The 22,544-nt window shown below is 68.5% G+C and carries 18 protein-coding genes and 2 pseudogenes; 9 read left to right on the top strand and 11 right to left on the bottom strand.

Going from position 1 to position 22,544, the window contains the following annotated elements; all coding sequences use genetic code 11:
• Positions 1–2: 2 nt before the first annotated feature.
• Complete coding sequence (gene ppa / locus ACF3M1_RS15185; RefSeq protein WP_394002039.1) at positions 3–533, bottom strand: inorganic diphosphatase; 531 nt, start codon at positions 531–533, stop codon at positions 3–5.
• A 214-nt stretch (positions 534–747) separates the two neighbouring features.
• On the opposite strand from ppa, the gene ACF3M1_RS15180 reads away from it, so the two are divergent.
• Together ACF3M1_RS15180 and ACF3M1_RS15175 are read left to right on the top strand one after the other, a co-directional pair.
• A complete protein-coding gene (locus ACF3M1_RS15180; protein WP_394002038.1) occupies positions 748–2,304 on the top strand; it encodes a M91 family zinc metallopeptidase in 1,557 nt (518 codons plus the stop codon).
• 193 nt (positions 2,305–2,497) lie between these two features.
• Positions 2,498–3,037 (top strand): hypothetical protein, encoded by a 540-nt coding sequence (locus tag ACF3M1_RS15175; RefSeq protein WP_394002036.1) that lies wholly within the window; start codon positions 2,498–2,500, stop codon positions 3,035–3,037.
• Between the two features lie 423 nt (positions 3,038–3,460).
• On the opposite strand, the gene ACF3M1_RS15170 is transcribed toward ACF3M1_RS15175, so the two are convergent.
• Positions 3,461–5,512 (bottom strand): sodium-translocating pyrophosphatase, encoded by a 2,052-nt coding sequence (locus ACF3M1_RS15170; protein ID WP_394002034.1) that lies wholly within the window; start codon positions 5,510–5,512, stop codon positions 3,461–3,463.
• Between the two features lie 270 nt (positions 5,513–5,782).
• Between ACF3M1_RS15170 and ACF3M1_RS15165 the strand changes: the two genes are divergently transcribed.
• The gene (locus tag ACF3M1_RS15165; RefSeq protein ID WP_394002032.1) at positions 5,783–6,991 is read left to right on the top strand and encodes an acyl-CoA desaturase; all 1,209 of its coding nucleotides are present in this window, start codon (positions 5,783–5,785) and stop codon (positions 6,989–6,991) included.
• 53 nt (positions 6,992–7,044) lie between these two features.
• A complete protein-coding gene (locus ACF3M1_RS15160) occupies positions 7,045–7,371 on the top strand; it encodes an EF-hand domain-containing protein (protein WP_394002030.1) in 327 nt (108 codons plus the stop codon).
• Positions 7,372–7,610: 239 nt separating this feature from the next.
• Here ACF3M1_RS15160 and ACF3M1_RS15155 read toward each other — a convergent pair whose 3' ends face one another.
• The 4 genes from ACF3M1_RS15155 to ACF3M1_RS15140 form a co-directional block, all read right to left on the bottom strand.
• Positions 7,611–8,129, bottom strand: a complete 519-nt coding sequence (locus ACF3M1_RS15155; protein WP_394002029.1) for a hypothetical protein — start codon at positions 8,127–8,129, stop codon at positions 7,611–7,613.
• A gap of 224 nt (positions 8,130–8,353) precedes the next feature.
• Complete coding sequence (locus ACF3M1_RS15150; protein WP_394002027.1) at positions 8,354–10,129, bottom strand: sodium:solute symporter family protein; 1,776 nt, start codon at positions 10,127–10,129, stop codon at positions 8,354–8,356.
• A 12-nt stretch (positions 10,130–10,141) separates the two neighbouring features.
• Positions 10,142–10,399 (bottom strand): DUF4212 domain-containing protein, encoded by a 258-nt coding sequence (locus tag ACF3M1_RS15145; protein ID WP_096209773.1) that lies wholly within the window; start codon positions 10,397–10,399, stop codon positions 10,142–10,144.
• A gap of 145 nt (positions 10,400–10,544) precedes the next feature.
• Positions 10,545–11,918 (bottom strand): DcaP family trimeric outer membrane transporter, encoded by a 1,374-nt coding sequence (locus tag ACF3M1_RS15140; RefSeq protein ID WP_394002024.1) that lies wholly within the window; start codon positions 11,916–11,918, stop codon positions 10,545–10,547.
• Between the two features lie 208 nt (positions 11,919–12,126).
• Between ACF3M1_RS15140 and acs the strand changes: the two genes are divergently transcribed.
• Both acs and ACF3M1_RS15130 read left to right on the top strand, forming a co-directional pair.
• Positions 12,127–14,085 carry an acetate--CoA ligase gene (acs, locus tag ACF3M1_RS15135; protein ID WP_394002022.1) on the top strand — a complete coding sequence of 653 codons (1,959 nt, stop codon included), beginning with the start codon at positions 12,127–12,129 and terminating at the stop codon, positions 14,083–14,085.
• A 196-nt stretch (positions 14,086–14,281) separates the two neighbouring features.
• On the top strand, positions 14,282–14,947 hold the full coding sequence (locus ACF3M1_RS15130) for a response regulator (RefSeq protein WP_394002020.1): 666 nt from the start codon (positions 14,282–14,284) through the stop codon (positions 14,945–14,947).
• A 318-nt stretch (positions 14,948–15,265) separates the two neighbouring features.
• Here the strand turns inward: ACF3M1_RS15130 and ACF3M1_RS15125 are convergent, their stop codons facing one another.
• Positions 15,266–16,582, bottom strand: a complete 1,317-nt coding sequence (locus ACF3M1_RS15125) for an amidohydrolase family protein (RefSeq protein ID WP_394002018.1) — start codon at positions 16,580–16,582, stop codon at positions 15,266–15,268.
• On the bottom strand, positions 16,579–17,964 hold the full coding sequence (locus ACF3M1_RS15120; RefSeq protein WP_394002016.1) for an amidohydrolase: 1,386 nt from the start codon (positions 17,962–17,964) through the stop codon (positions 16,579–16,581). The genes ACF3M1_RS15125 and ACF3M1_RS15120 overlap by 4 nt, the downstream gene beginning before the upstream one ends.
• Positions 17,965–18,142: 178 nt before the next feature.
• On the opposite strand from ACF3M1_RS15120, the gene ACF3M1_RS15115 reads away from it, so the two are divergent.
• A complete protein-coding gene (locus ACF3M1_RS15115; protein ID WP_394002014.1) occupies positions 18,143–18,919 on the top strand; it encodes an AMP nucleosidase in 777 nt (258 codons plus the stop codon).
• A 72-nt stretch (positions 18,920–18,991) separates the two neighbouring features.
• On the opposite strand, the gene ACF3M1_RS15110 is transcribed toward ACF3M1_RS15115, so the two are convergent.
• Entirely contained in the window at positions 18,992–19,408 is a 417-nt protein-coding gene (locus ACF3M1_RS15110) for a hypothetical protein (protein ID WP_394002012.1), read from the bottom strand.
• 94 nt (positions 19,409–19,502) lie between these two features.
• Between ACF3M1_RS15110 and ACF3M1_RS15105 the strand changes: the two genes are divergently transcribed.
• The gene (locus ACF3M1_RS15105) at positions 19,503–20,042 is read left to right on the top strand and encodes a DUF924 family protein (protein ID WP_394002010.1); all 540 of its coding nucleotides are present in this window, start codon (positions 19,503–19,505) and stop codon (positions 20,040–20,042) included.
• Between the two features lie 158 nt (positions 20,043–20,200).
• On the opposite strand, the pseudogene ACF3M1_RS15100 reads toward ACF3M1_RS15105, so the two are convergent.
• Positions 20,201–20,314 (bottom strand): annotated as a pseudogene (locus tag ACF3M1_RS15100) (integrase core domain-containing protein); the annotation flags it as partial.
• A 6-nt stretch (positions 20,315–20,320) separates the two neighbouring features.
• Here ACF3M1_RS15100 and ACF3M1_RS15095 point away from each other — a divergent pair.
• Positions 20,321–20,410, top strand: a pseudogene (locus tag ACF3M1_RS15095) (integrase core domain-containing protein); the annotation flags it as partial.
• A gap of 498 nt (positions 20,411–20,908) precedes the next feature.
• On the opposite strand, the gene cls reads toward ACF3M1_RS15095, so the two are convergent.
• Entirely contained in the window at positions 20,909–22,330 is a 1,422-nt protein-coding gene (cls, locus tag ACF3M1_RS15090; RefSeq protein ID WP_394002008.1) for a cardiolipin synthase, read from the bottom strand.
• Positions 22,331–22,544 lie beyond the last annotated feature (214 nt).

Genomic DNA, 22,544 nt, shown 5'->3' with positions numbered 1-22,544 from the left:
CGTTACTGCGCCGCGTAGGCGGCGATCGCGTCGTTGAGCAAGGCCTTGGCTTCGGCCGCGTCGCCCCAGCCGCTGATCTTCACCCACTTGCCCTTCTCGAGATCCTTGTAGTGCTCGAAGAAGTGACCGATGCGCTCAAGCCAGTGGCCCGAGACCTTGTCCAGGTCGTCGACATGGGCGTAGCCGCCGAACACCTTCTCCACCGGCACGGCGAGGATCTTCTCGTCGCTGCCGGCCTCGTCGGTCATCTTCAGCACGCCGACCGGGCGGCAGCGGATCACCGAGCCGGGGATCAGCGGCAGCGGCAGCACCACCAGCACGTCGGCCGGATCGCCGTCGCCACAGACGGTGTTGGGCACGTAGCCGTAGTTGCACGGATAGCGCATCGGCGTGGACAGGATGCGGTCGACGAAGATCGCGCCGCTTTCCTTGTCGACCTCGTACTTGACGGGCTCGGCGTCCTTCGGGATCTCGATGATGACGTTGATTTCGTCCGGCGGATTCTTGCCGGTGGGGACGGAGTCGAGGCCCATGCTGCTGCGATCCATTGACGTAGGAAGGGGCGCCATTCTACGCGCAACGATGCTGCGTCGCAGCGCGAAGGCCGTCCGCGAAACGACGCGGGAAAACGGCGGGCGGTTTCCAAGGCAACCATGTCGCCGCGCCCGGGCCTCGGGTACGCCCTAGTACGGCGGCTCCATACGCAGGCGTACATATGGTCGCCAATCTCCAGCCGCAGGCCGCGCCATGACCTCGTTCGATGCCCTGACCGCCTCCTCGTCCGTTCCGTCCCAGGCCTACTGGGACAATCCGCTCGCGCCCACGCCGCATCGGCACGACGGGCCGAACGCGGATGGCGTCGGCCACGGCGGCGGGCTCGACGCCTCCGACGCAACACAGGCGCCGACCCGGGAGGCGCCGCGACGCGAGCGCGACGGCGCGGTGCAGATCGACGGCGGCGCAACCTCCGGTACCGGCCAGTCGACCGGGCGCACGCCTGACGGCAAGCCGATCCTGGTCGATCCGCTGCACCAGGACGAGACCGTGGACATTGCCCGCGAGCGCACCCAGGCCCAGGGCTACGTCAGCCGCGACCAGGTCGTGTTCACCACGAGCGGCGGCAATGACGACGTCGGCATCACCCAGCGCGACGACGGCACCCTGGACGTCGCGGTCAACGGCGAGCGCTACGAAGTCCGGCTGGCCCAGGGCCAGGAGCTGACGCTGCGCACCGGCGCGGGCAACGACACCATCCGCGTGGCGCCGAACGTCGACGTCAACGTCGTCGTCGATGCCGGACAGGGCGACAACGACATCCTCGTCGAAGGCGATGGCGACCACCGCATCACCAGCGGCGACGGTGACGACACGATCCGGCTCACCGGCAGCGGTCGCAACGACATCCACACCACCGGCGGCACGAACGAGATCTTCGGTGGCAGCGGCGTCAACGTGATCTACGGCGGCGACGGCCGCGACACGATCCACGCGGGCAGCGGCAGCAACTACATCGAGGGCGGGCGCGGCGACGACGTCATCCACGGCGGGGGCGCGTTCGACATCCTCTCGGCCGGGCAGGGCGACGACATCGTGCACGTCGGTGCGGGCCAGACCACGGTCTACGGCGGCGCAGGCGCCGATACCATCGAGGGTGCGAACGCCGGCACCACGGCCTACGTCGAAGCGTCGGACATCATCAACGCCGCCACCGGCACCCGGCCCACCCGCGTCAATGTCGAAATCGACGGCACTGCCGGGCAGCAGGGCATCGCCGTGCGCGGCAGCGACGCGTTCGTGCAGCGCATCCAGTCCGAGCTCGACTTCCTGCAGGCCTCGCCCGCGGGGCAGCGCATGCTGGCCGAGTTCGACACCGCCGCGACGGCCAAGCGCAATACGGTGACGATCCAGGAACTGTCCAACGAGGACAACGGCTATGCGCAGACCTTCAGCAACGATGCCGACATCATCAACGGCCGGCCGGGCGCGGGCGGCGATGTGACCATCAGCTACAACCCCTCGTTCCACATGGACGCGTTCCCGGCGCCGTCGGTGGTGCTGTTCCATGAGATGTCGCATGCCTACAACGGCGTCAACGGCACCTTCCTGCCGGGCACCTACCGCGGCGAGGGGCCGGATGGCGGGCGCGTGCCGAATGCCGAACGACAGGCCGTGGGGCTGGACACCACCGCCACGCCGTACGACTTCGATGGCAGTGGTGCGATCACCCACAATCCGATCGCGCTGACCGAAAACGGCTTCCGACGCGAACTGGGGCTGCCTGACCGGCCGAGCTACGCACTCTGACGCGTGCGGGCGTCGAGTCGCGCCGCGTGTGCGGCAGGGCCGTGCGAGCGGGCGCATGAGCAGCGCCCCGGCCTGCGCGGCGCAGTCACGCCGGGCTGCGCATCATCGTGTGGGCCGGTGGTGGGTGGGCTGCGCGTTGTCGGCGTGCGTACCGCTGCTGCTGGCCCATCCTTCACAGACAGGTGGTGATGCTGTGTCCAGCGTGTCCAACCGCGTGCATATCGAGGCAGACGGCATCGCGCTCGATGCCGTCTTCGAGCTGCAGGGCGAGGCCTTGCAGGTCCGCTATCGCCTGCGCAACGCCGGCGATGATGCCGTTGCGGTGTTCGACCGCGGCGATCGCCGTGCGGTCCTGACGAAGCGTCAGGCGGCCGGCGCAGTCGGCGTGCCGTTTCTGCGCGACGAGGCGGTCGGTCGTGTGACGCTGTTGCATGTCGCACAGGCGTTGCCGACGCCTTCGCCGACGGTGCCACCCACGCCGCTCGCGCGCCGGCTCGATGCCGACGCGGAGATCGAGGGCGCCTTCGCCTTCTCGCAGTGGCTCGGCGCCCCCCCGGCGCAGGTGCGCTGGTGCCTGGGTGTCGCGCCGTTCGATCCCGCCCGCCTCTTCGCACCCGAGACCGTCGACGGCATCGAGGTCTGGCAGGCGGACTTTGCATTCGCCGACGTGCAGGTGCTGATCTGCACGCCGTGGTTCGACATGGCCCGACGGGTCTTCGCGCCCGGCCAGTAAAAGCATGGTGTCGGGTCACTCTGCGGGCACGTGGTCACCGGACCGGATACGACATCCGTCCGCCGCCAGCGCGACGCCCCCCGTGGTCGATCGCTGCGCGAGTGTATGGCGCGCGACCCGCGATGCGCATGCCGACGCGGCCTGTGACGGATACAAGCCTGCCAGCCAGCCAGTTCGGCCGATGCGTGATGCGGCCGGGCGACCGCGTCGGCCGATGCCGGTGGTCCGGATCCGCGCGCACGGCCCGCGGCTGCCTCGATCGACGGGAAAGGAGCGGACGACCATCCGCGTGCTACCGCAGCGCAACGCGAAGACGCACCACGCTCCAGCTGGTCTTGATCCGCCGCTGCGGTGCGTCTCATCCCCCGATCCCCCTCCCGGACGTTGGGAGAGGGCGGGGATTCGGTCGTGGATCGGCGCCCGTCAGAGAAGCGGGACGAGCAGCAGCGCGACGATATTGATGATCTTGATCAGCGGATTGATCGCCGGGCCCGCGGTGTCCTTATAGGGATCGCCGACGGTGTCGCCGGTCACTGCAGCCTTGTGCGCTTCGCTGCCCTTGCCGCCGAAGTGGCCGTCCTCGATGTACTTCTTCGCGTTGTCCCAGGCGCCGCCGCCGGTCGTCATCGAAATCGCGACGAACAGGCCGGTGACGATGGTGCCGATCAGCAGGCCGCCGAGCGCGCGGATGCCGGCGCCGGGGCCCATCAGCGCGTTCATGCCGAGCGCGACGACGACCGGCACCAGCACCGGCAACAGCGAGGGCACGATCATTTCCTTGATCGCCGATTTGGTCAGCATGTCGACCGCGCGCGAATAGTCGGGCTTCGCCGTGCCGGCCATGATCCCGGGAATCTCGCGGAACTGTCGACGCACCTCTTCGACCACCGCGCCTGCCGCGCGACCGACGGCTTCCATCGCCATCGCGCCGAACAGGTACGGAATCAGGCCACCGATGAACAGGCCGATGATCACCGCCGGATCCGCGAGATCGAAGCGGAACTCGGTGCCCGGATACTTCGCTTCGAGGTTGTGGGTGAAGTCGGCGAACAGCACCAGCGCCGCGAGTGCGGCCGAGCCGATCGCGTAGCCCTTCGTCACGGCCTTGGTCGTGTTGCCCACCGCGTCCAGCGGATCGGTGACATCGCGCACTTCAGACGGCAGTTCCGCCATCTCGGCGATGCCGCCGGCGTTGTCGGTGATCGGCCCGTAGGCGTCGAGTGCGACGATCATGCCGGCCATCGACAGCATCGCCGTCGCCGCGATCGCGATGCCGTACAGCCCCGCGAACGAGAAGCACGCCCAGATCGCGAAGCACACCGCGATCACCGGCATCGCCGTCGATTTCATCGACACGCCGAGGCCGGCGATGATGTTGGTGCCGTGGCCGGTCGTCGACGCCTGCGCGATGTGCTTGACCGGCGCGTACTGGGTGCCGGTGTAGTACTCGGTGATCCAGACGATCGCGCCGGTCAGGAGCAGGCCGATCAGCGCGCACCAGTAGAGATTCGTCGCGCCGTGCACGTTGTCGGCCATCAGCTGCTGGGTGATCGGCCAGAACAGCGCGGCGGCGATGACGCCCGAGACGATGACGCCCTTGTACAGCGCCCCCATGATCGAGCCGCCGGCCTGCACCTTGACGAAGAACGTGCCGACGATCGACGCCAGGATCGACGCGCCACCGAGCACCAGCGGATACAGCACGCCGTTGCCGCCGACGGTCGGCGCCATCAGGAAGCCGAGCAGCATCGTCGCGATCACCGTGACCGCGTAGGTCTCGAACAGATCGGCCGCCATGCCGGCGCAGTCGCCGACGTTGTCGCCGACGTTGTCGGCGATCACCGCCGGATTGCGCGGGTCGTCCTCGGGAATGCCGGCTTCGACCTTGCCGACCAGATCCGCGCCGACATCCGCGCCCTTGGTGAAGATGCCGCCGCCCAGGCGCGCGAAGATCGAGATCAGCGAGCTGCCGAAGGCCAGGCCGACCAGCGCATGCAGCGCGGCCTCGCCGGCGATGCCGAAGCGCGGCAGCAGCATCCAGTACCCGGCCACGCCCAGCAGGCCGAGGCCGACGACCAGCATGCCGGTGATCGCGCCGCCGCGGAACGCGACGTCCATCGCCGGCCCGATGCCGCGACGCGCGGCTTCGGCCGTGCGCACGTTGGCCTTCACCGAGACGTTCATGCCGATGTAGCCGGCCGCGCCCGAGAGCACCGCGCCGACCAGGAAGCCGATACCGGTGGCCCAGCCCAGGAACACCCCGATCAACACGAACAGCACGACGCCGACGACTGAAATGGTCAGGTATTGCCGGTTGAGATAGGCGCGGGCGCCTTCCTGGATCGCACCGGCGATCTCCTGCATCCGTGCGTTGCCGGCAGGTTGCCGGTTGATCCAGAGGGCGGAAATGACACCGTAGAGTATCGCGATGGCGGCACACCCCAGTGCCAGCCACAAACCGTGTTGCTCGAGCATGGAACCCCTCCCAGAGTCGTGATGCCAAGACTGAACAGCGGTGATGCGCGCCGACTATCGCACAGGGTCGGCCGCAACGCGTGCTGCGCCGCGGGGCGCGCGGTGGCGGTCGATCCGGCCTTCCGGGCAGTGCCGCACGCCGCATCACATGTGAATGCGCGCATCGCCTGGCGAGCCTGAACCCCTGGCGGCCCATACGGATTCGCAGGGATGGCAAAGCCGGCAGGGCGGCCGCATCATTGGAATGTTCACCTGTCCAAGACGTGCCCTATGCCTGCTTCGATGCTCGACTTCCTGTCCGGCGGCCTGCTCCAGTTTGGTTGGGGCGCAATGCTGCTGTACCTGCTGGCGGCGACCCAGCTGACGATCTTCGCCGTCACCCTGTACCTGCATCGCAGCCAGGCGCATCGCGGCGTGGATTTCCATCCCGTGATCGCGCACGTCTTCCGGTTCTGGACGTGGTTGACCACGTCGATGATCACCCGCGAGTGGGTGGCGATCCATCGCAAGCATCACGCCAAGTGCGAGACCGAGGACGATCCGCACAGCCCGCGTTTCAAGGGCATCAAGACGGTGTTCTGGCAGGGCGTGGAGCTGTACCGCGAAGCGCGCGGCATGCGCGCCGACATCGAGCAGTACGGCAAGGGCGCGCCCAACGACTGGATCGAGCGCAAGCTCTACACCCCCTGGGCGACCTTTGGTCCCACGCTGCTGCTGTTCGTCAGCTTCGCGTTGTTCGGCTTCAAGGGCATCGCCGTGTGGGCGATCCAGATGGCGTGGATTCCGTTCTGGGCCGCAGGCGTCGTCAACGGTCTCGGCCACTGGTGGGGCTATCGCAATTTCGAAACCACCGACACCGCGACGAACCTGACGCCGTGGGGCGTGTGGATCGGCGGTGAGGAACTGCACAACAACCACCATGCGTTTCCCAGCTCGGCGAAGTTCGCGCTGCGCAAGTGGGAGTTCGACATCGGCTGGATGGTGATCAAGGGGCTCGAATCCGTCGGCCTGGCCAAGGTGCTGCGGGTCGCGCCGTCGCTCGACGTGCGCCCGAACATCCACGTGCCGGATACCGACACGATGAAGGCGCTGCTCGCGCACCGCTTCCAGGCGATGACCGATTACCAGCGCAACGTGCTGACCCCGGCCCTGCGCGAGGAAGCGCAGGCCGCGGGCGCCAAGTTGCGTTCGCTGCTGCCGCGCAAGCTGCGCAAGGGCCTGGTGGACGACGGCCGCTGGCTGCAGCCCGATGCGCGCGCGCAGCTGCAGCAGTGGGTCGATCAGCGTCCGCGCATCCGCACCCTGGTCGAACACCGTGCGCGGCTGTCGGCGCTGCTCGAAGCGCGTTCGCAGAACGCCAGCGACGCGCTGCACAACCTGCAGGTCTGGTGTCGCGAGGCCGAGGCGACCGGCATTCGCGCGCTGCAGGACTATTCGGCGCGCCTGAAGGGCTACTCGCTGCAGAGCGTCCGCGCCTGAGCGCGCAGCAGCCCCGCGCGCTGCGTGCACCGGGCGGTCGACGGGCCGCGTGGGTGTTTGCCCTTCTGCTGCCGCTGGGGCTGGCCGGTGTGGCATCGGCCCAGGTCACCCAGACGCGTGACTATCTCGAGCGCATGGACGCCGACGGCGACGGACGCGTCTCGCTGGCCGAATACCAGGCCTGGATGCGCTACGCCTTCGACCAGATGGACCGTGACGGCGACGGCGTGCTGACACCCGCCGAACTGCCGGGCGGCAAGGGCCGCCCGGTCACGCTGGCCGAGCACATGGCCAAGCTCGCGGCCGCCTTCAACCGCCAGGACACCAACCGCGACGGCTATCTCGACGCGCGCGAGCTCGCGGCACCACCGCAACGCTGAGCGGCTGGACGACGCGCCGGCCTGGCGCGGCGATTGTCCGAGTGCGCTGTTCGATCGCACGTTTCGATGGCCGCGGACCGACGCCAGGTCAGCGACGCTCCGAGGCGCGTCCGGCGCCCGTCAGGTGTGACACCCGCAGGCAGTGCGCGGCGCCCACGTCCGATGGCCATCGCGGGCGCCCGCGACGCAGACGGTGGCGATGGATGCGTCGTCACCGGCCCCGTCCTGCGCGTGATCGATCAGCGTCCGCAGGCCGCGCGCAACACCGGATCGTCCTCGCGCAGGACGCGCCAGTGCGCGTTGTCCAGCGAGCCGTCATCGGCGAAGCGCACCTGGTCGATGAGGTCGGCACGTCGCCGGCCGGCGCAGTCGAAGACCACGCCGAATTGCCGCGCCGGTTCCCAGCGCCCGACCAGTAGCACCTGGGTCAGCACCTGGTCCGGATGTGCGGGATTGCGCCGGTCGAAACGGTGGTCGATCGCGATCAGGCGGTTGACCTGCGGCGCCACGTAGGTCCACGGGCGATACCACGCGCGCACCTCGTTGGTGGAGGCGATCTCGACCTCCTGCGGGTAGTTCGCCGTCACCCGGTCGAGCCACGAATACTCGAGCCAGACCGCCATCGCCAGCATGCCGACGCCGGCCGAGGCGGGCATCGCCCAGCCGGGCAGACGCTTGCCGACGATGAAGTTGAGCATCAGGGCGACGCCGCCCATGCCGAAGCCGGCGGCGATGATGGCGATGAATTCCAGCAGCATGATGTGTCCTGTCAGGGTGCGACCGCGATGTGCGGGCCGTGAGGCGAGGGCGGTCGTCGGAGTATCGGTTGGATCGGCGATGACGGTGCGGACCGCATGTTCGCATCCGTCGACGCACCCGGTGCAGGGCGGTCGGTCCCGTGGGCCGGAACGGAACCGCGGATATGGAACGGCCCGCCCCTCGCAAAGCGAAGGACGGGCCGTGGGTCATACCGGAACCGGGATCAGTGGTGGTTCACGGCGGCACCTGCACCGCGCGGGACACGGATGCTCTCCACGAGCTCCTGGATCCGCTCCGGCGTCGGCTTGGTGAACAGCATGGTGACGTAGGCGGCGATGAAGTTGAGCATCGCACCCACCGCACCGAACGACAGCGGCGAGATGCCGAACAGCCAGTTTTCAGGCGTGTTGGGCAGCATGTTGGTCTCCGGAATGAAGAACCAGCCGAGGTACGTGAAGATGTACACGCAGGTCGAGATCAGACCCACCAGCATGCCCACGATGGCGCCGCTGGAATTCATCCGCTTGTAGAAGATGCCCATCATGATCGCCGGGAACAGCGAGGACGCCGCGAGTCCGAATGCGAGTGCGACCGTCTGTGCGGCGAAGCCGGGTGGATTGAGTCCCAGCCAGGTCGCCACCACGATCGCCACCGCCATCGAGATGCGTGCCGCGAGCAGTTCCCCCTTCTCCGAGATGTTCGGTTTGAAGGTCGATTTGATCAGGTCGTGACTGATCGCCGACGAGATCGCCAACAGCAGACCCGCCGCCGTCGACAATGCCGCCGCCAGACCACCCGCGGCGATCAGGCCCACCACCCAGCCGGGCAGCTGCGCGATCTCGGGATTGGCCAGCACCAGGATGTCCTGGTTGAACGTCACCATCTCGTTGCCCGCCCAGCCGCGCGATTCGGCGACCGCGGCGAACTCCTCGTTCGCACCGTTGTAGTACTGGATGCGACCGTCGCCGTTGAGGTCCTCGAACTTCAGCAGGCCGGTCTGTTCCCAGTTGTGCATCCAGTCCGGACGCTCGTCGTAGGTGATCGCCGTGTTCTCGGTGCCCTGGGGATAGATCGTGGTGATGATGTTCAGACGCGCCATCGCACCCACGGCCGGGGCCACGGTGTAGAGCAGGGCGATGAACACCAGCGCCCAGCCCGCCGACTTGCGTGCGTCGGAGACCTTCGGAACGGTGAAGAAGCGGATGATCACGTGCGGCAGACCGGCGGTACCGATCATCAGCGACATGGTGAACAGCACCATGTTGAGCGTGGAGCCGTGGTTGCCGGTGTAGTCCTGGAAGCCCAGCTCCAGCAGCACCTGGTCGAGCTTGGCCAGCAGCGGCAAGCCCGATTCGGTATGCGTGGAGAACAGGCCCAGCTGCGGAATACCGTTACCGGTGAGCTGCAGCGAGATGAACACCGCCGGGATCGTGTACGCGATGATCAGCACGACGTACTGCGCCAGCTGCGTATAGGTGATTCCCTTCATGCCGCCGAGCACCGCATACACGAAGACCACGCCCGAGGCGATCATCAGTCCGGTCGTCGCATCGACTTCCAGGAACCGCGAGAACGCCACCCCTGCGCCGGTCATCTGGCCGATCACGTAGGTGACCGACATGATCAGCAGCGACGCCACCGCCACCAGACGCGCACTGCGGCTGTAGAAGCGGTCACCGATGAAGTCGGGCACGGTGAACCGGCCGAACTTGCGCAGGTACGGCGCCAGCAGCAAGGCCAGCAGCACGTAGCCACCGGTCCAGCCCATCAGGTAGGTGGAATTGCCGTAGCCGACAAATGCGATGAGGCCGGCCATCGAGATGAACGATGCCGCCGACATCCAGTCCGCGGCCGTGGCCGCGCCGTTGACGATCGGGTTGACGCTGCGTCCGGCCGCATAGAACTCGGAGGTGGAGCCGGCACGGGCCCAGATCGCGATTCCGATGTAGAGCAGGAATGTGCCGACGACGAAGATGAGATTGATGGTGAACTGATCCATGGGTCGCGGTCCTTATTGCTCGTCCACGCCGTACTCGCGATCGAGCCGGTTCATGTACCAGGTGTAGAAAAAGATCAGGGCGATGAAGACCAGGATCGAGCCCTGCTGCGCGAACCAGAAACCCAGATCGGTGCCACCGATGCGGATGCCGCTGAGCAGCGGCCGCAGGATGATGCCGAATCCGAACGAGACCAGGGCCCAGATCGACATGCAGATGCCGATGATCCTGAGATTGGCTTTCCAGTAGTTCTGTGCGGTTTTGTCCAACATGTTCGTTCCCCCTCGAAAAGGCGTGATGGGCGATGGCGAAGCAGCGGTGCGGTACCGCGCCGCTGCCGGGCGCGGCGCTGGAAACGTTGACCCGTCCCGGCGGACGGGCGGGACGCGGACCCGGTCGCGGGTCCGCGTATCCCGATCAGAACGTGTAGCGCGCCATCGTGTGCAGGCGGATCAGCTCGCCGTCGACGCCGGATTCGAGCGTGCGCTCGCCCCAGATCGCCTCGACGCCGAAGTCCAGCCGGGGCACCGGCGACCAGATCATGTTCGCGTGCAGCGAATGCACCTTGCGGGTCACGCCGAGGCCGGTGAACGCGGTGTTGTTGTCCCACTGGGACTGCGCGTAGAACAGGTTGCCGCGGACCTGCGGCGTGAACACCTGGCGCAGGCCGACATACCCCGCCCAGCCGCCGAGCGCGTCGATGTTGCCGGCCGAATCGACCATCGCATCCTGCTGGATCGTGGCCAGGCCGATGTAGCGGCCGATACCGTCACCGCCGCTGACCTGGTAACGGAGGTCGGTGCTGTCGCCGAGCTTGACCAGGCCGCTGACGGTCGCACCGTAGCCGGTGTCGGTGCTTTCGGCGCCGGCGACGGGTTCGTACTTCAGCTGACGCGCCATGCCGGCGAAGCTGACATGGCCCCAGTCGCCCTTGTGGGTGTAGCGGGCGATGACGTCCGGAATCGCGCTGTTGTCGCCGGCGATCACGCGGGCGCCGCCGCCGAACGGCTGCACCGTGGTCTCGGGGCTCTCGATCGAGATCGCCCATGGGCCGTTGGTGTAGCGCAGCTGCGGCTGGCGCACGAACACCACCGCATCGGTCGGGCCGACGAAGTCGACCGCGTCCAGCAGCGCGTTGGTGTCCATGAAGTTCGACCAGGTCTGGCCGACCAGCCAGTTGTTGTAGGTCAGGTAGGCGTGGCGCAGCGCCGCGCCGTAGGTGTTGGTCGCCGCCGAGTTGCCGAGCGCGCCGCCGAAGAAGTCGAGCTCGACGCGCGCGCCGAGCTTGTCGCCCGAATCCAGCACGGTGCTGGCGTCGAACCACAGGCGCGAGAACTTCAGATGCGCGTCGGAGTAGGTGTCCGGGCCGTCGCCGCCGACCGGAATCGCGCCGGGCACGTAGAAATCGCGGCCTGCGGTGTTCTTGGCGATGTCGCCGTCGGTGGTCTTGGTGACCATTGCATCGGTGCGGATCATGCCGCCCAGCGTGAACGTCGAGCCGGAGGTCGGCACGATCGTCGTCCTCTGGATCGGCGCGGCGGCGCCGGTGCCGGTGGCGGCCACCGGGGCCGGTGCCGGCTGCGCGGCCTGGGCCGTACGCACCTCGGTCACCGCGGTTTCGGTCTGCTGCTGCTGGGACACCAGCTGCTGGACCATCTGTTCGAGCTGCGCGACGCGTGCTTCCAGCTCCCGCTCCTTGGCGGTCTGTGCGAATGCGGCGCCGGGCAGCATGAGTGCGGCAAGCACCGCGGTGGCCAGCAGGCGCGGCCGTGCCTGGTTTGTCTGTGTCATCGCTCCCCTCCCACGGGTCAACTGGAAATCGGCCAACGGCAACGCGCCGCAGCCCGGTCCGTCACGGAGACTGCACCGATGCGGGGGGCACGCCCATTCGCCATTGGTCGATACCCGGTGGTGCCGGGCCCGCTTAGACGAAGGTCTAGGCCGGCATTCCGGCGAATGCGGCACACTGGTCGGACGCGTCAGAAGGAGGTACCCCGCGATGTCCAATTCCGCAGAAATCCACCCGGTGCCGGCCGGATTTGCCGGCCCAGGCACCATCACCCGCGCCGACTACGACCGCGACTACGCGCGATCGGTGCAGGACCCGGATGCGTTCTGGGGCGAAGCCGCCAAGCGCCTGCACTGGGACCGCGCGCCGACGATCGTGCGCAATGTGAGTTTCGACCCGGCCGATTTCCGCATCCGCTGGTTCGAGGACGGCGAGCTCAACGTCAGCGTCAACTGCCTCGACCGCCATCTGGCGACGAAGGGCGACAAGACCGCGCTGATCTGGGAAGCCGACGGGCCCGACACCGAGTCGCTGCACGTCAGCTACAACGAGCTCCACGCCCGCGTCTGCAAACTGGCCAATGCGCTGCGCAACCTCGGCGTGGGCAAGGGCGACCGGGTCACGATCTACCTGCCGATGATCGTCGAGGCGGCCGTGGCGATGCTGGCCTGCGCCCGCATCGGTGCCGTGCACTGCGTGGTGTTCGGCGGGTTCTCGCCGAACTCGATCGCCGATCGCGTCGGTGATTGCGGCAGCAAGCTGATCATCACCGCCGACGAAGGCCTGCGCGGCGGCAAGACCGTGCCGCTGAAGGCCAACGTCGATGCGGCGCTGAAGCTGCCCGGCACCAACACCGTCGAGACGGTTCTCGTCGTGCGCCACACCGGCGGCGCGGTCGACATGCAGATGCCGCGCGACCGCTGGTACGACGCCGTTGTCGACAGTCAGCCCGACACCTGCGAACCGGAGCGCATGAACGCGGAAGATCCGCTGTTCATCCTCTACACCTCCGGTTCGACCGGCAAGCCCAAGGGCGTGCTGCACACCACGGCCGGTTATCTGCTCTATGCCAGCTACACCCATGAGGCGGTGTTCGACCTGCGCGACGACGACGTCTACTGGTGCACCGCCGACGTCGGCTGGGTGACCGGCCACAGCTACATCGTCTACGGACCGCTGGCGAACGCCGCGACGTCGCTGATCTTCGAGGGCGTGCCGAACTATCCCGACGTCTCGCGCTTCTGGAACGTCATCGACAAGCACAAGGTGACGATCTTCTACACCGCGCCCACCGCGATCCGCGCGCTGATGCGCGAGGGCGAGGGCCCGGTCAAGAAGACCTCGCGCGCGTCGCTGCGTCTGCTCGGCAGCGTCGGCGAGCCGATCAACCCCGAGGCCTGGCGCTGGTATGCCGACGTCGTCGGTGACGGCCGCTGCCCGATCGTCGACACCTGGTGGCAGACCGAAACCGGCGGCATCCTGATCTCGCCGCTGCCGGGCGCGATCGACGCCAAGCCGGGGTCGGCGACCAAGCCGTTCTTCGGTGTGCAGCCGGCGCTGGTCGATGCCAACGGCACCGTGCTCGAAGGCGCGGCCGAGGGCAACCTGGTGATCACCGAGTCCTGGCCCGGCCAGATGCGCACGGTCTACGGCGACCACCAGCGCTTCATCGACACCTATTTCAAGGCCTATCCGGGCAGCTACTTTACCGGCGACGGCTGCCGCCGCGACGCGGACGGGTATTACTGGATCACCGGCCGCGTCGACGACGTCATCAACGTCTCCGGCCACCGCATCGGCACCGCGGAGCTCGAAAGCGCACTGGTGCTGCATCCCAAGGTCGCCGAGGCCGCGGTCGTCGGCTTCCCGCACGACATCAAGGGCCAGGGCATCTATGCCTACGTGACCCTGAAGGCCGGCGAGGACTACTCCGAGGAGCTGCGCAAGGAACTGGTCAAGCACGTGCGCACCGAGATTGGTCCGACCGCGTCGCCCGACCACATCCAATGGGCGCCGGGCCTGCCGAAGACGCGCTCGGGCAAGATCATGCGTCGCATCCTGCGCAAGATCGCCGAGAACGCGCCCGACCAGCTCGGCGACACCAGCACGCTGGCCGATCCGGGCGTCGTCGACGCGCTGGTCAAGGACCGTTACATCCCGAAGGACTGATCGTGGAGCGGGTGATGCACATGGACAGGCGTGCGATGCCGGGCGCCGCCCGGCGTCTTTCCGGGGCGACCACCGGTGGGCCCGGGCGTGCGACGCGTGTCGTGCCCCGGCGGCCGCTCGGCGCCGCGGTCCGCGATGTCCGCCGCGCTGTCCCGACGCCGCCCGCACGCCATTTCCGAGAGCATCACCCGCGCCGATGACCACCCTGCTGATCGCCGACGACCACCCGCTGTTTCGCGAGGCCCTGCGCGGGGCAATCTCGCGCGCCGTGCCGAATGCACGCCTGCGCGAGGCGCACAACGTGGATGCGCTCTACGCGATGGTCGAGTCCGAACCGGATGCCGATCTGCTGATGCTCGACCTCAACATGCCCGGCGTGCACGGCTTCAGCGCGCTGGTGCATCTGCGCGCGCAGTACCCGCAACTGCCGGTGCTGATGGTCTCGGCGCGCGAGGAACCGGCGGTCATGCGCCGCGCGCTGGACCACGGCGCCGCCGGGTTCGTGCCCAAGTCGGCGGATGCGGAAACACTGGGCCGCGCAGTGGTGCAGGTGCTCGACGGCGACCGGTTCGTGCCCGAGGCGGCCGTGTCGGCGCCGGCGGTGACCTCGCACGAGCACGACGTCGCCGCGCGCCTGCGCGACCTCACGCCGCAGCAGTTCCGCGTGCTGCAGATGCTCGGCGACGGCATGCTCAACAAGCAGATCGCCTACGAACTGCATGTTTCCGAAGCCACGGTCAAAGCACACATGACCGCCGTGCTGCGCAAGCTCGGTGCGTCCAACCGCACCCAGGCGGTGCTGATCGCCGGCAAGCTCGCGGTCGATCCGGATCCGGACGAGATTCCGCCCGACGCGCGTTGAGGTTCGCCGCGCGGCGTCGCGGCGTCGCAGCATCACGTCGTGCGCCGTCAGCGTGTCCCGGCCGCGCCCGCGCGGCGCCCGTTGGGAACGGCATCGCGCGCGCGCAGCCGCCTCGATATGCCGGGCCTGTACCCGTGTAGGAGCGCGCTTGCGCGCGAAATGGTTCTGCCTGGACACCACAACCCGCCGGTGTGCTCATCGTCGCGATCGCCGACGGCGCGTCGACACATGTGACCATGCCGCTGGCTGGTACGGCACGGCACGGCACCGGCGTATCGCGAAGGAAGGAGGCGCGTCGTTCCCGACGCGCCCGGTCCATCACCGCGTGCGGTACGCCCGCGGCAAACCGCCTTCGTTCGCCGGCGTCACCGGATGCAGATACCGGTCGCGCAGCTCGGTCTGGCGCGAGCGCATCGGGATCGCACGACCGTCGAACCAGACCTGGTCCGCGGTGCTGGCGACATCCAGCGGATCCCCCGACCACAGCACGAGATCCGCGGTGCGGCCGACGGCGATCGTGCCGATGCGCTCGCCCACGCCGAAGGTCTCGGCCGGCACCCGGGTCAGGCCGGCCAAGCCTGCATCCCACGGCAGGCCATGGGCGACCGCGTTGCCGGCGAGCTGGCGCAGCTTGCGCGCGTTGTGCGAGGCGTCGCTGGCCTGGGCGAAGCCGACGCGCACGCCGGCCGCCTGCAGCCGCGCAGCGTTCTCCAGCGTCGCGCCGATCTGGTCGAAGTCCGCCGGCAGGTTGGCCAGCGGATCGACGAACACCGGCACCTGCGCCGCAGCCAGCTCGGGCGCGAGGCGCCAGGCCTCGGCGCCGCCGCGGATCGCGATGCGCAGGCCATGGCGCTGCGACCAGCGCAGCAGCTGGCGGATGTCCGACGCGCGGTTGACGCCGACGACGATCGTGCCGCGGCCGTCGAGGTATGGCGCCAATGCGCGCTTGCCGGCCGGAGTGAGCGCGGCGACGTGGGAATCCGCCGGCAGTCGGCCACGCGCCTCGTCGATCAGCTGGTCGAGCAGCATCCACTGCGCGGCGCGCGAGGTGCCGCTCTGGCCGGCGCCGGCGCTGCCCAGCGAGAGGTAGAGCACCTTCGGGCCGGCAGGGTCCACGCTGCCGTCGAGCCGCATCACCGCGCCCTGGCCGCCGATGATCGAACTCGCGCTGCCGGCCGAGATCAGCGTGAAGCCGATGCCCTCCACGCGCGCCACCGGAATGACGATCGAGTCCGGGTTGTAGGCCAGGGTGACGTCGAACTCGGGGCGCACGGCCATGTCGCTGGCCGGGCCGAGCGACAGGCGATCGTCGCGGGTGCCGCTTTCGCCGGAGACTTCCTCGATGCCGATGCCGGTCACGCCGCCGAACAGCGTCGGCGTCAGCGGACGGCCGTTGGCTTCGATCACCGGCGCGTCGCCCGCCGACAGTCCGGTGCCGATCGCGGCGATGCGGCCGCCCTGCACCAGCACGTCGGTGTTCTGCAGCGAGCCCTGCGCGCCGGCAGTGTGCACGGTCGCGCCGCGAATCAGCAGCGACTGCGCGACGACGGGCAGGGTGGCGGCGAGCAGGGCGCCGGCGACCAGCAGGCGCGCCAGTGCGCGCGGCGCGCGGCGGTTCGAAACAGGGCGGCTCATCGTGCACCTCCGGTGGCCGCGGCGCCTTGGCCGAGCATGAAATCCGAGACCGGCTGACGGGCCGGATCGGTGCGGTCGTAGACGTGCGCGCCGTCGATCCAGACCTGTTCGGCGAGCGCGTAGACGCTGAAGGGATTGCCGCTCCACAGCACCACGTCGCCCATCTTGCCGGGCGTCAGCGTGCCGGTGCGTTCGAGCACGCCGAGCGACTTCGCCGCGTTCTCGGTGAGCCAGCGGATCGCGTGCTCGGGCGTGATGTCGAGCCCGGCGCGCTGCGCGCTGGCCATGACCTTTGCCGCTTCCTGGTTGAGACGCTGGATGCCCTCGTCGGAATCCGAATGCACGATCGCGCAGCCGTTCGGCGCGCGGTCGACGATCGCGATGTTCTCCTGGATGCCGTCGAAGGCTTCCATCTTGAAGCCCCACCAGTCGGCCCACAGCGCGCCGCAGACGCCGTCGGCGGCCATGCGGTCGGCGATCTTGTAGGCCTCGACCGCGTGGTGGAAGGCGGTGACGTGGAAGCCGAATTCCTGCGCCAGGTCGAGCATCTGCACCATCTCGTCGGCGCGGTAGCAGTGGATGTGCACGAGGATGTCGCCGTCCATCGCGCCGGCCAGCGTTTCGAGTTTCAGGTCGCGCTTGCCCGGCGAATCACCGGCCTGCTTGCTGCGGTAGTCGGCGGCGTCGATCAGCGCCTGGCGATAGCCCGCGACATTGCCCATGCGCGTGGCCGGGCCGCCCTTCTCGCCGTAGACGCGCTTGGGGTTCTCGCCGCAGGCCATCTTCAGGCCGTAGGGCGCGCCGGGAAACTTCATGTCCTGCACGGTGGTCGCGGCGATGTTCTTCAGCGTCACGCCGTGTCCGCCGACGAGGTTCGCCGAGCCGGGCAGGATCTGCAGCGTGGTCACGCCGCCGGCGAGGGCCGCGCCGAAGCCCGGATCCTGCGGCCACACCGAATGTTCGGCCCACACCTGCGCGGTATTGGGCGCGGTCGCCTCGTTGCCGTCGCTGTGCGCGCTGGCGCCGGGGCTGGGATACACCCCGAGGTGCGAATGCACGTCGATGATGCCGGGCGTGACCCACTTGCCGGTGCCGTCGACACGCTGCGCGTTCGCCGGCACGTCGAGGCCGGTGCCGACCGCCGCGATGCGGCCGTCCTGCAGCAGTACATCGGCGTTCTCCAGCCGGCCGCCATCGCCGGTGAGCACGGTGGCGCCGCTGATCAGCACCGGCGCCGAGGCGATCGGCGCGTAGGTGCTCGCATACGCATTGGCCGCCGACGACGAGGTGGCCGGCGCAGCATCGCTGCGCGCGGACGTGGAGGCGGTGGCGCAGCCACCGAACAGTGCAACCGCGAGGGCGGCGGACAGGACGCGATACATCGGCAATTTCCCCGGTGCGATGGTGATGGTCGTCGACGGCGCGGCGCGTGGGCCGGGGCGGGCGACGGCGTGGAGCCGGTCGAGTGTACCCGCGGGCGTCGCGTCGACGCTGGGACCGGGTGCGCAATCGTGATGCCGCCACGTCGATGCGAGAATGTGCGGACACGAGGAGACGACGATGAAAGAAAAAGACCAGATCGTGGAGAACTGGCTGCCGCGCTACACCGGCGTGCCGCTGGACCAGTTCGGCGAGCACGTGCTGCTGACCAACTTCGGCGGCTATCTGCACCACTTTGCCCGGCTCACCGGGGCGGAGGTCGTCGGCCTGGACCGGCCGATGCCCAGCGCCACGGCCGACGGCATCACGATGATCAACTTCGGCATGGGCAGCCCCAATGCCGCGACGATGATGGACCTGTTGTCGGCGGTGATGCCGAAGTCGGTGCTGTTTCTCGGCAAGTGCGGTGGCCTGAAGCGCAAGAACCAGCTCGGCGATCTGGTGCTGCCGATCGCGGCGATCCGCGGCGAGGGCACCAGCAGCGACTACCTGCTGCCGGAAGTGCCCGCGCTGCCGGCGTTCGCACTGCAGCGTGCGGTGTCGACGATGATCCGCGACCTAGGCCACGACTACTGGACCGGCACCGTCTACACCACCAACCGCCGGGTCTGGGAACACGACGACGCGTTCAAGACCCGCCTGCGCGCGATGCGCTGCATGGCGATCGACATGGAGACCGCGACGATCTTCGCGGCCGGCTTCGCCAACCGCATTCCCGCTGGCGCGCTGCTGCTGGTCAGCGATCAGCCGATGATTCCAGAAGGCGTCAAGACCGAGGCGTCCGACGCACTGGTCAGTGCCGATTTCGTTGAGCGCCACATCACCATCGGCATCGAGGCGCTGAAGCTGATCCGCCGGCACGGCAAGTCCGTGCGCCATCTGCGGTTCGACGAATAGGCCGGTCCGCCGCCGGCGCGTCACCCTGCGTCAGGCAGGCGACGCACGCGCGCGGCGACTGCCGCGCCGCGGTCAGGGCGCGGCGGGGCGATGGACGGCGTAGATACGGCCGGCGTCGTAGGCCTCGCGCAGCTGGGCGCCGCTGAGCGGGATCTCTTCGCTGTCGTCGAAGGCGACCGTGTCGAGCTCCCCGCGCAGCGCGTCGCGCGACGTCGACGGCTCGTCCACCGCGCGGTTCTCGGTGATCACCACGACATCGCGGCCGTCCACGGCCACCACCTTCATCAGCCCGTAGGCCGGTTCGATCGTCTTGCCCGCCTCGTCGGTGAAGCCGTAGCCGGAGAATCCGCTGAGTTCGGCGGCATAGACATCGCCGGTCGCGGGCGCCGTGATCAGGGCCAGCTCGGCATCCTTCGTCCCCGTGCATGCCGCCAGCGCGAAGGTGGCGGTGAACAGAACGGCGGCGGCGAGCAGGCGGGTGGGGCGCATGGCGGAGGTCGTGGCAGAGGGCAGTCGCGAGTATAGAACCGCGCTTTCCGCGCCTGCGACATCACGGCCCCCGGCCACGGGTTAGGCTGGGCGCATGAGCACATCCCCGCACGACATCCTCGATTTCTGGACCGACGCCGGCCCCGCCAAGTGGTTCAAGGGCGGCGAGGCCTTCGACCGCGAATGCGATCAGCGCTTCCGCGACGCGCACTTCGCCGCGGCGCGTCGCGAGCACGACGACTGGCTGGGCGCCGCCGAAGGCGGCCTCGCGCTGCTGATCCTGCTCGACCAGATCCCGCGCAACATCTTCCGCGGCAGCGCGCATGCGTTCGCGACCGACGGCCTGGCGCTGCGGCATGCGCGCACGATAGTCGACGCCGGCTTCGATCGCGATTTCGACGCCGACCTGCGCGGCTTCGTCTACCTGCCGTTCGAGCACTCGGAATCGATGGAGGACCAGCGCCTGTCGGTGCAGCTCTTCGCCGACGTCGACAACGCGCAATACCGCGAGTACGCCCAGGCGCATCTCGACGTCATCGCCCGCTTCGGCCGGTTTCCGCACCGCAATCACGCGCTCGGCCGCATCAACACACCCGAGGAACAGGCCTGGCTCGATGCCGGCGGCGGCTTCTGACCGCACCCCCGCGCCAGGCGATCGCAGCACATCGCGTGTATCGCTCCCCAGGCGTGCCCCTGTAGGAGCGCGCTGGCGCGCGAGGGCCGTACTGCGATCCGGACGCGCCCGCCAGGCCGGGGTAATCCCCCCATTTTTAGCAGTCGCCAAAAGTGGAGCTAAGCGGCCATTGCCAACTTCTGCATCGGGGTGATGCCGCCGAGCGCCATGTTCGGTCGCTCGTGGTTGTACGTCCATAGCCAACGGGTGGCCTTGTCCTGCACCTGCTCGATCGAGTCGACGACGTTCGCGAAGCCACCCACTGGTGGATGATCGACTACAACGAAGCACGACCCCACGACTCGCTCGGCGGAATGACCCCGCTCTAGTACCGCAGACACCACGCCGAAAGCTCTACTTTTGAAGTGTCTGCTTGACGGGGGAGCTTACGGTTGCACCGCTCCCGATCATGGCAAGCGCTGCCAGTCCTACAGCCAGACGGGCCCTTAGCCCCCTGCCTGCTGCTTTGTGCATGGTTCTACTCCATTAGGTGATAAAGCGTTCCGTTTCACAGGCGCTCCCCGTCTGTCCTCGAAGTATGCGCTCGCCGTCCCATCGGTGAGGGGCAATAGCAATGCGCCGATTTCGCGTGTGTGCGTAAGGGATTTCCTGCTACGAGGCACAGGCATGACGCCGTAAGCTTCCCCGTCAAGCAAGCACTCCTGCTGTCGAAGCCCGCTCGCGCGCGATGGCTGTCCCGTAGTCCCGGACTCACCCGCCGAGCTGGACAACACAGCGTCAGCGCGCCTCTCCGTGTAGCGGCGCGCCCGCCATCGCGCGACCGCATGCCCGCGTGCGAATGCGACACGCACCCGATCCGCCAGGCTTCAGAGAAACGAATCCGCCAGCCGCGCGATGCCTTCCAGACTGCGCCGCCAGGCCGGCCGGCGGTTCCAGTCGTCCAGCGTGACCGGCGTGGCGTGGGCCAGGTAATCGGCCTCGATCCGGCGCATGTGCGCGACCACGTCGCGGTCGTAGGCCAGCAGGCCGATCTCGGCGTTGAGCGCGAATGAGCGGATGTCGAGATTGATCGAACCGAGCAGTGCCATGTCGTCGTCGATGCTCATGTGCTTGGCGTGCAGGAAATGCGGCGCGTACAGCGCGATGCGCACGCCGCTCTCCAGCAGCTCGCCGTAGTAGGCCTTCTGCGCCCAGGCCGTGAGCGGCTGGTTGTTGCTGGCCGACAGGATCAGCTGCACCTCGACGCCCGACAGCGCGGCGATACGCAGTGCGGTCAGGGTGGCGTCGTCGGGCACGAAGTAGGGGGTCGCCAGCACCAGCCGGCGACGTGCCAGATGGATCAGCGCATTGACCGTATCGCGTGCGTTCTCGAACGGATACGCCGGGCCGCTGGGCAGCAGCTGCACCGCGACGTCGGCATCCGGCAGTGCCGTGGTCGGCGCGACCTCGAGCCGCTCGCCGGTCTCGATGAACCAGTCGCTGGCGAACACCGCTTCCAGGTGCGCCAGCGCCGGCCCCTGGACGCGCGCCACCAGTTCGCGGTTGGGGAAGCCCGGAATGAAGCCCGGCTCGGCCAGATTCTGCGAACCGACGTAGGCCGCCGTGTCGTCGATGACGGCGATCTTGCGGTGATTGCGCAGGTCCATGCGCCCGCTGCGCCGCCACTGCAGGCCGCCGGGCAGCATCGCGTGCACCTCGACACCCGCCGCGCGCAGGCGTTTCGCGTAGCGGCGCAGGCCGCGTTTCGCGCCCACGGCGTCGAGCAGTACCCGGCAGGTCACGCCACGTGCGGCGGCGCGTTCCAGCGCCTGGACCACGGCCTCGCCGGTCGCGTCGTCGAACAGCAGGTAATACAGCAGGTGCACTCGCGTGCCCGCGCCGTCGATGTCGGCCAGCAGCGCACGCAGTGAGGCGGCGTAGTCGTCGAGCAATTGCACCGCGTTGCCGTGCGTGGGCATGAAATCGCCCAGCCGCTCGAGCAGCGGTGCCATCTCCGCCGCGGCGCCGTGTGGGGGCGGTGTCCAGCGCAGCTCGGCCAGCGGCCGCTGTTCGTCGCGGATCACCTGCGAGGCCTGACGCTGCCGTTCGATGCGCGTGCGTGACAGCCAGGGGTGGCCGAACAGCAGATAGATCGGCAGCCCGGCCAGCGGTACGAAGCCGATCAGCAGCAGCCAGCTGCGCGCTGCCGCCGGGCGGGTGCGCGCGGGAATCCACAGCAGGGCGGCGATGCGGATCAGCCAGTCGGCGACCAGGATCCACAGGCCCAGATTCAGTACCGGCCAGTTCATCGCCCGATTGTGCGACGGGGCGGGGTCGGGTGGGCTGTGGATGTCGGATGGATGCCTTTGCGGTATGCCGTTCGGTGCGAAGGCGCGCCGATGTGGGCGCGCGCTTCATACCGCCGGTCCTGATGTCGCAGAGATGAAGGCGCGCGTCGCAGGGGATGCGGCTGCCATCGGCCGGCGTGGACGTGGTCGGTCGAGACGAATCAGGCCTGGTGAC

This window comes from Luteimonas sp. WGS1318 (assembly GCF_043187535.1).
Lineage (GTDB): Bacteria > Pseudomonadota > Gammaproteobacteria > Xanthomonadales > Xanthomonadaceae > Luteimonas.
The sequence above is the reverse complement of the archived record's forward strand: the minus strand, read 5'-3'. Positions and strand labels throughout refer to the sequence as shown.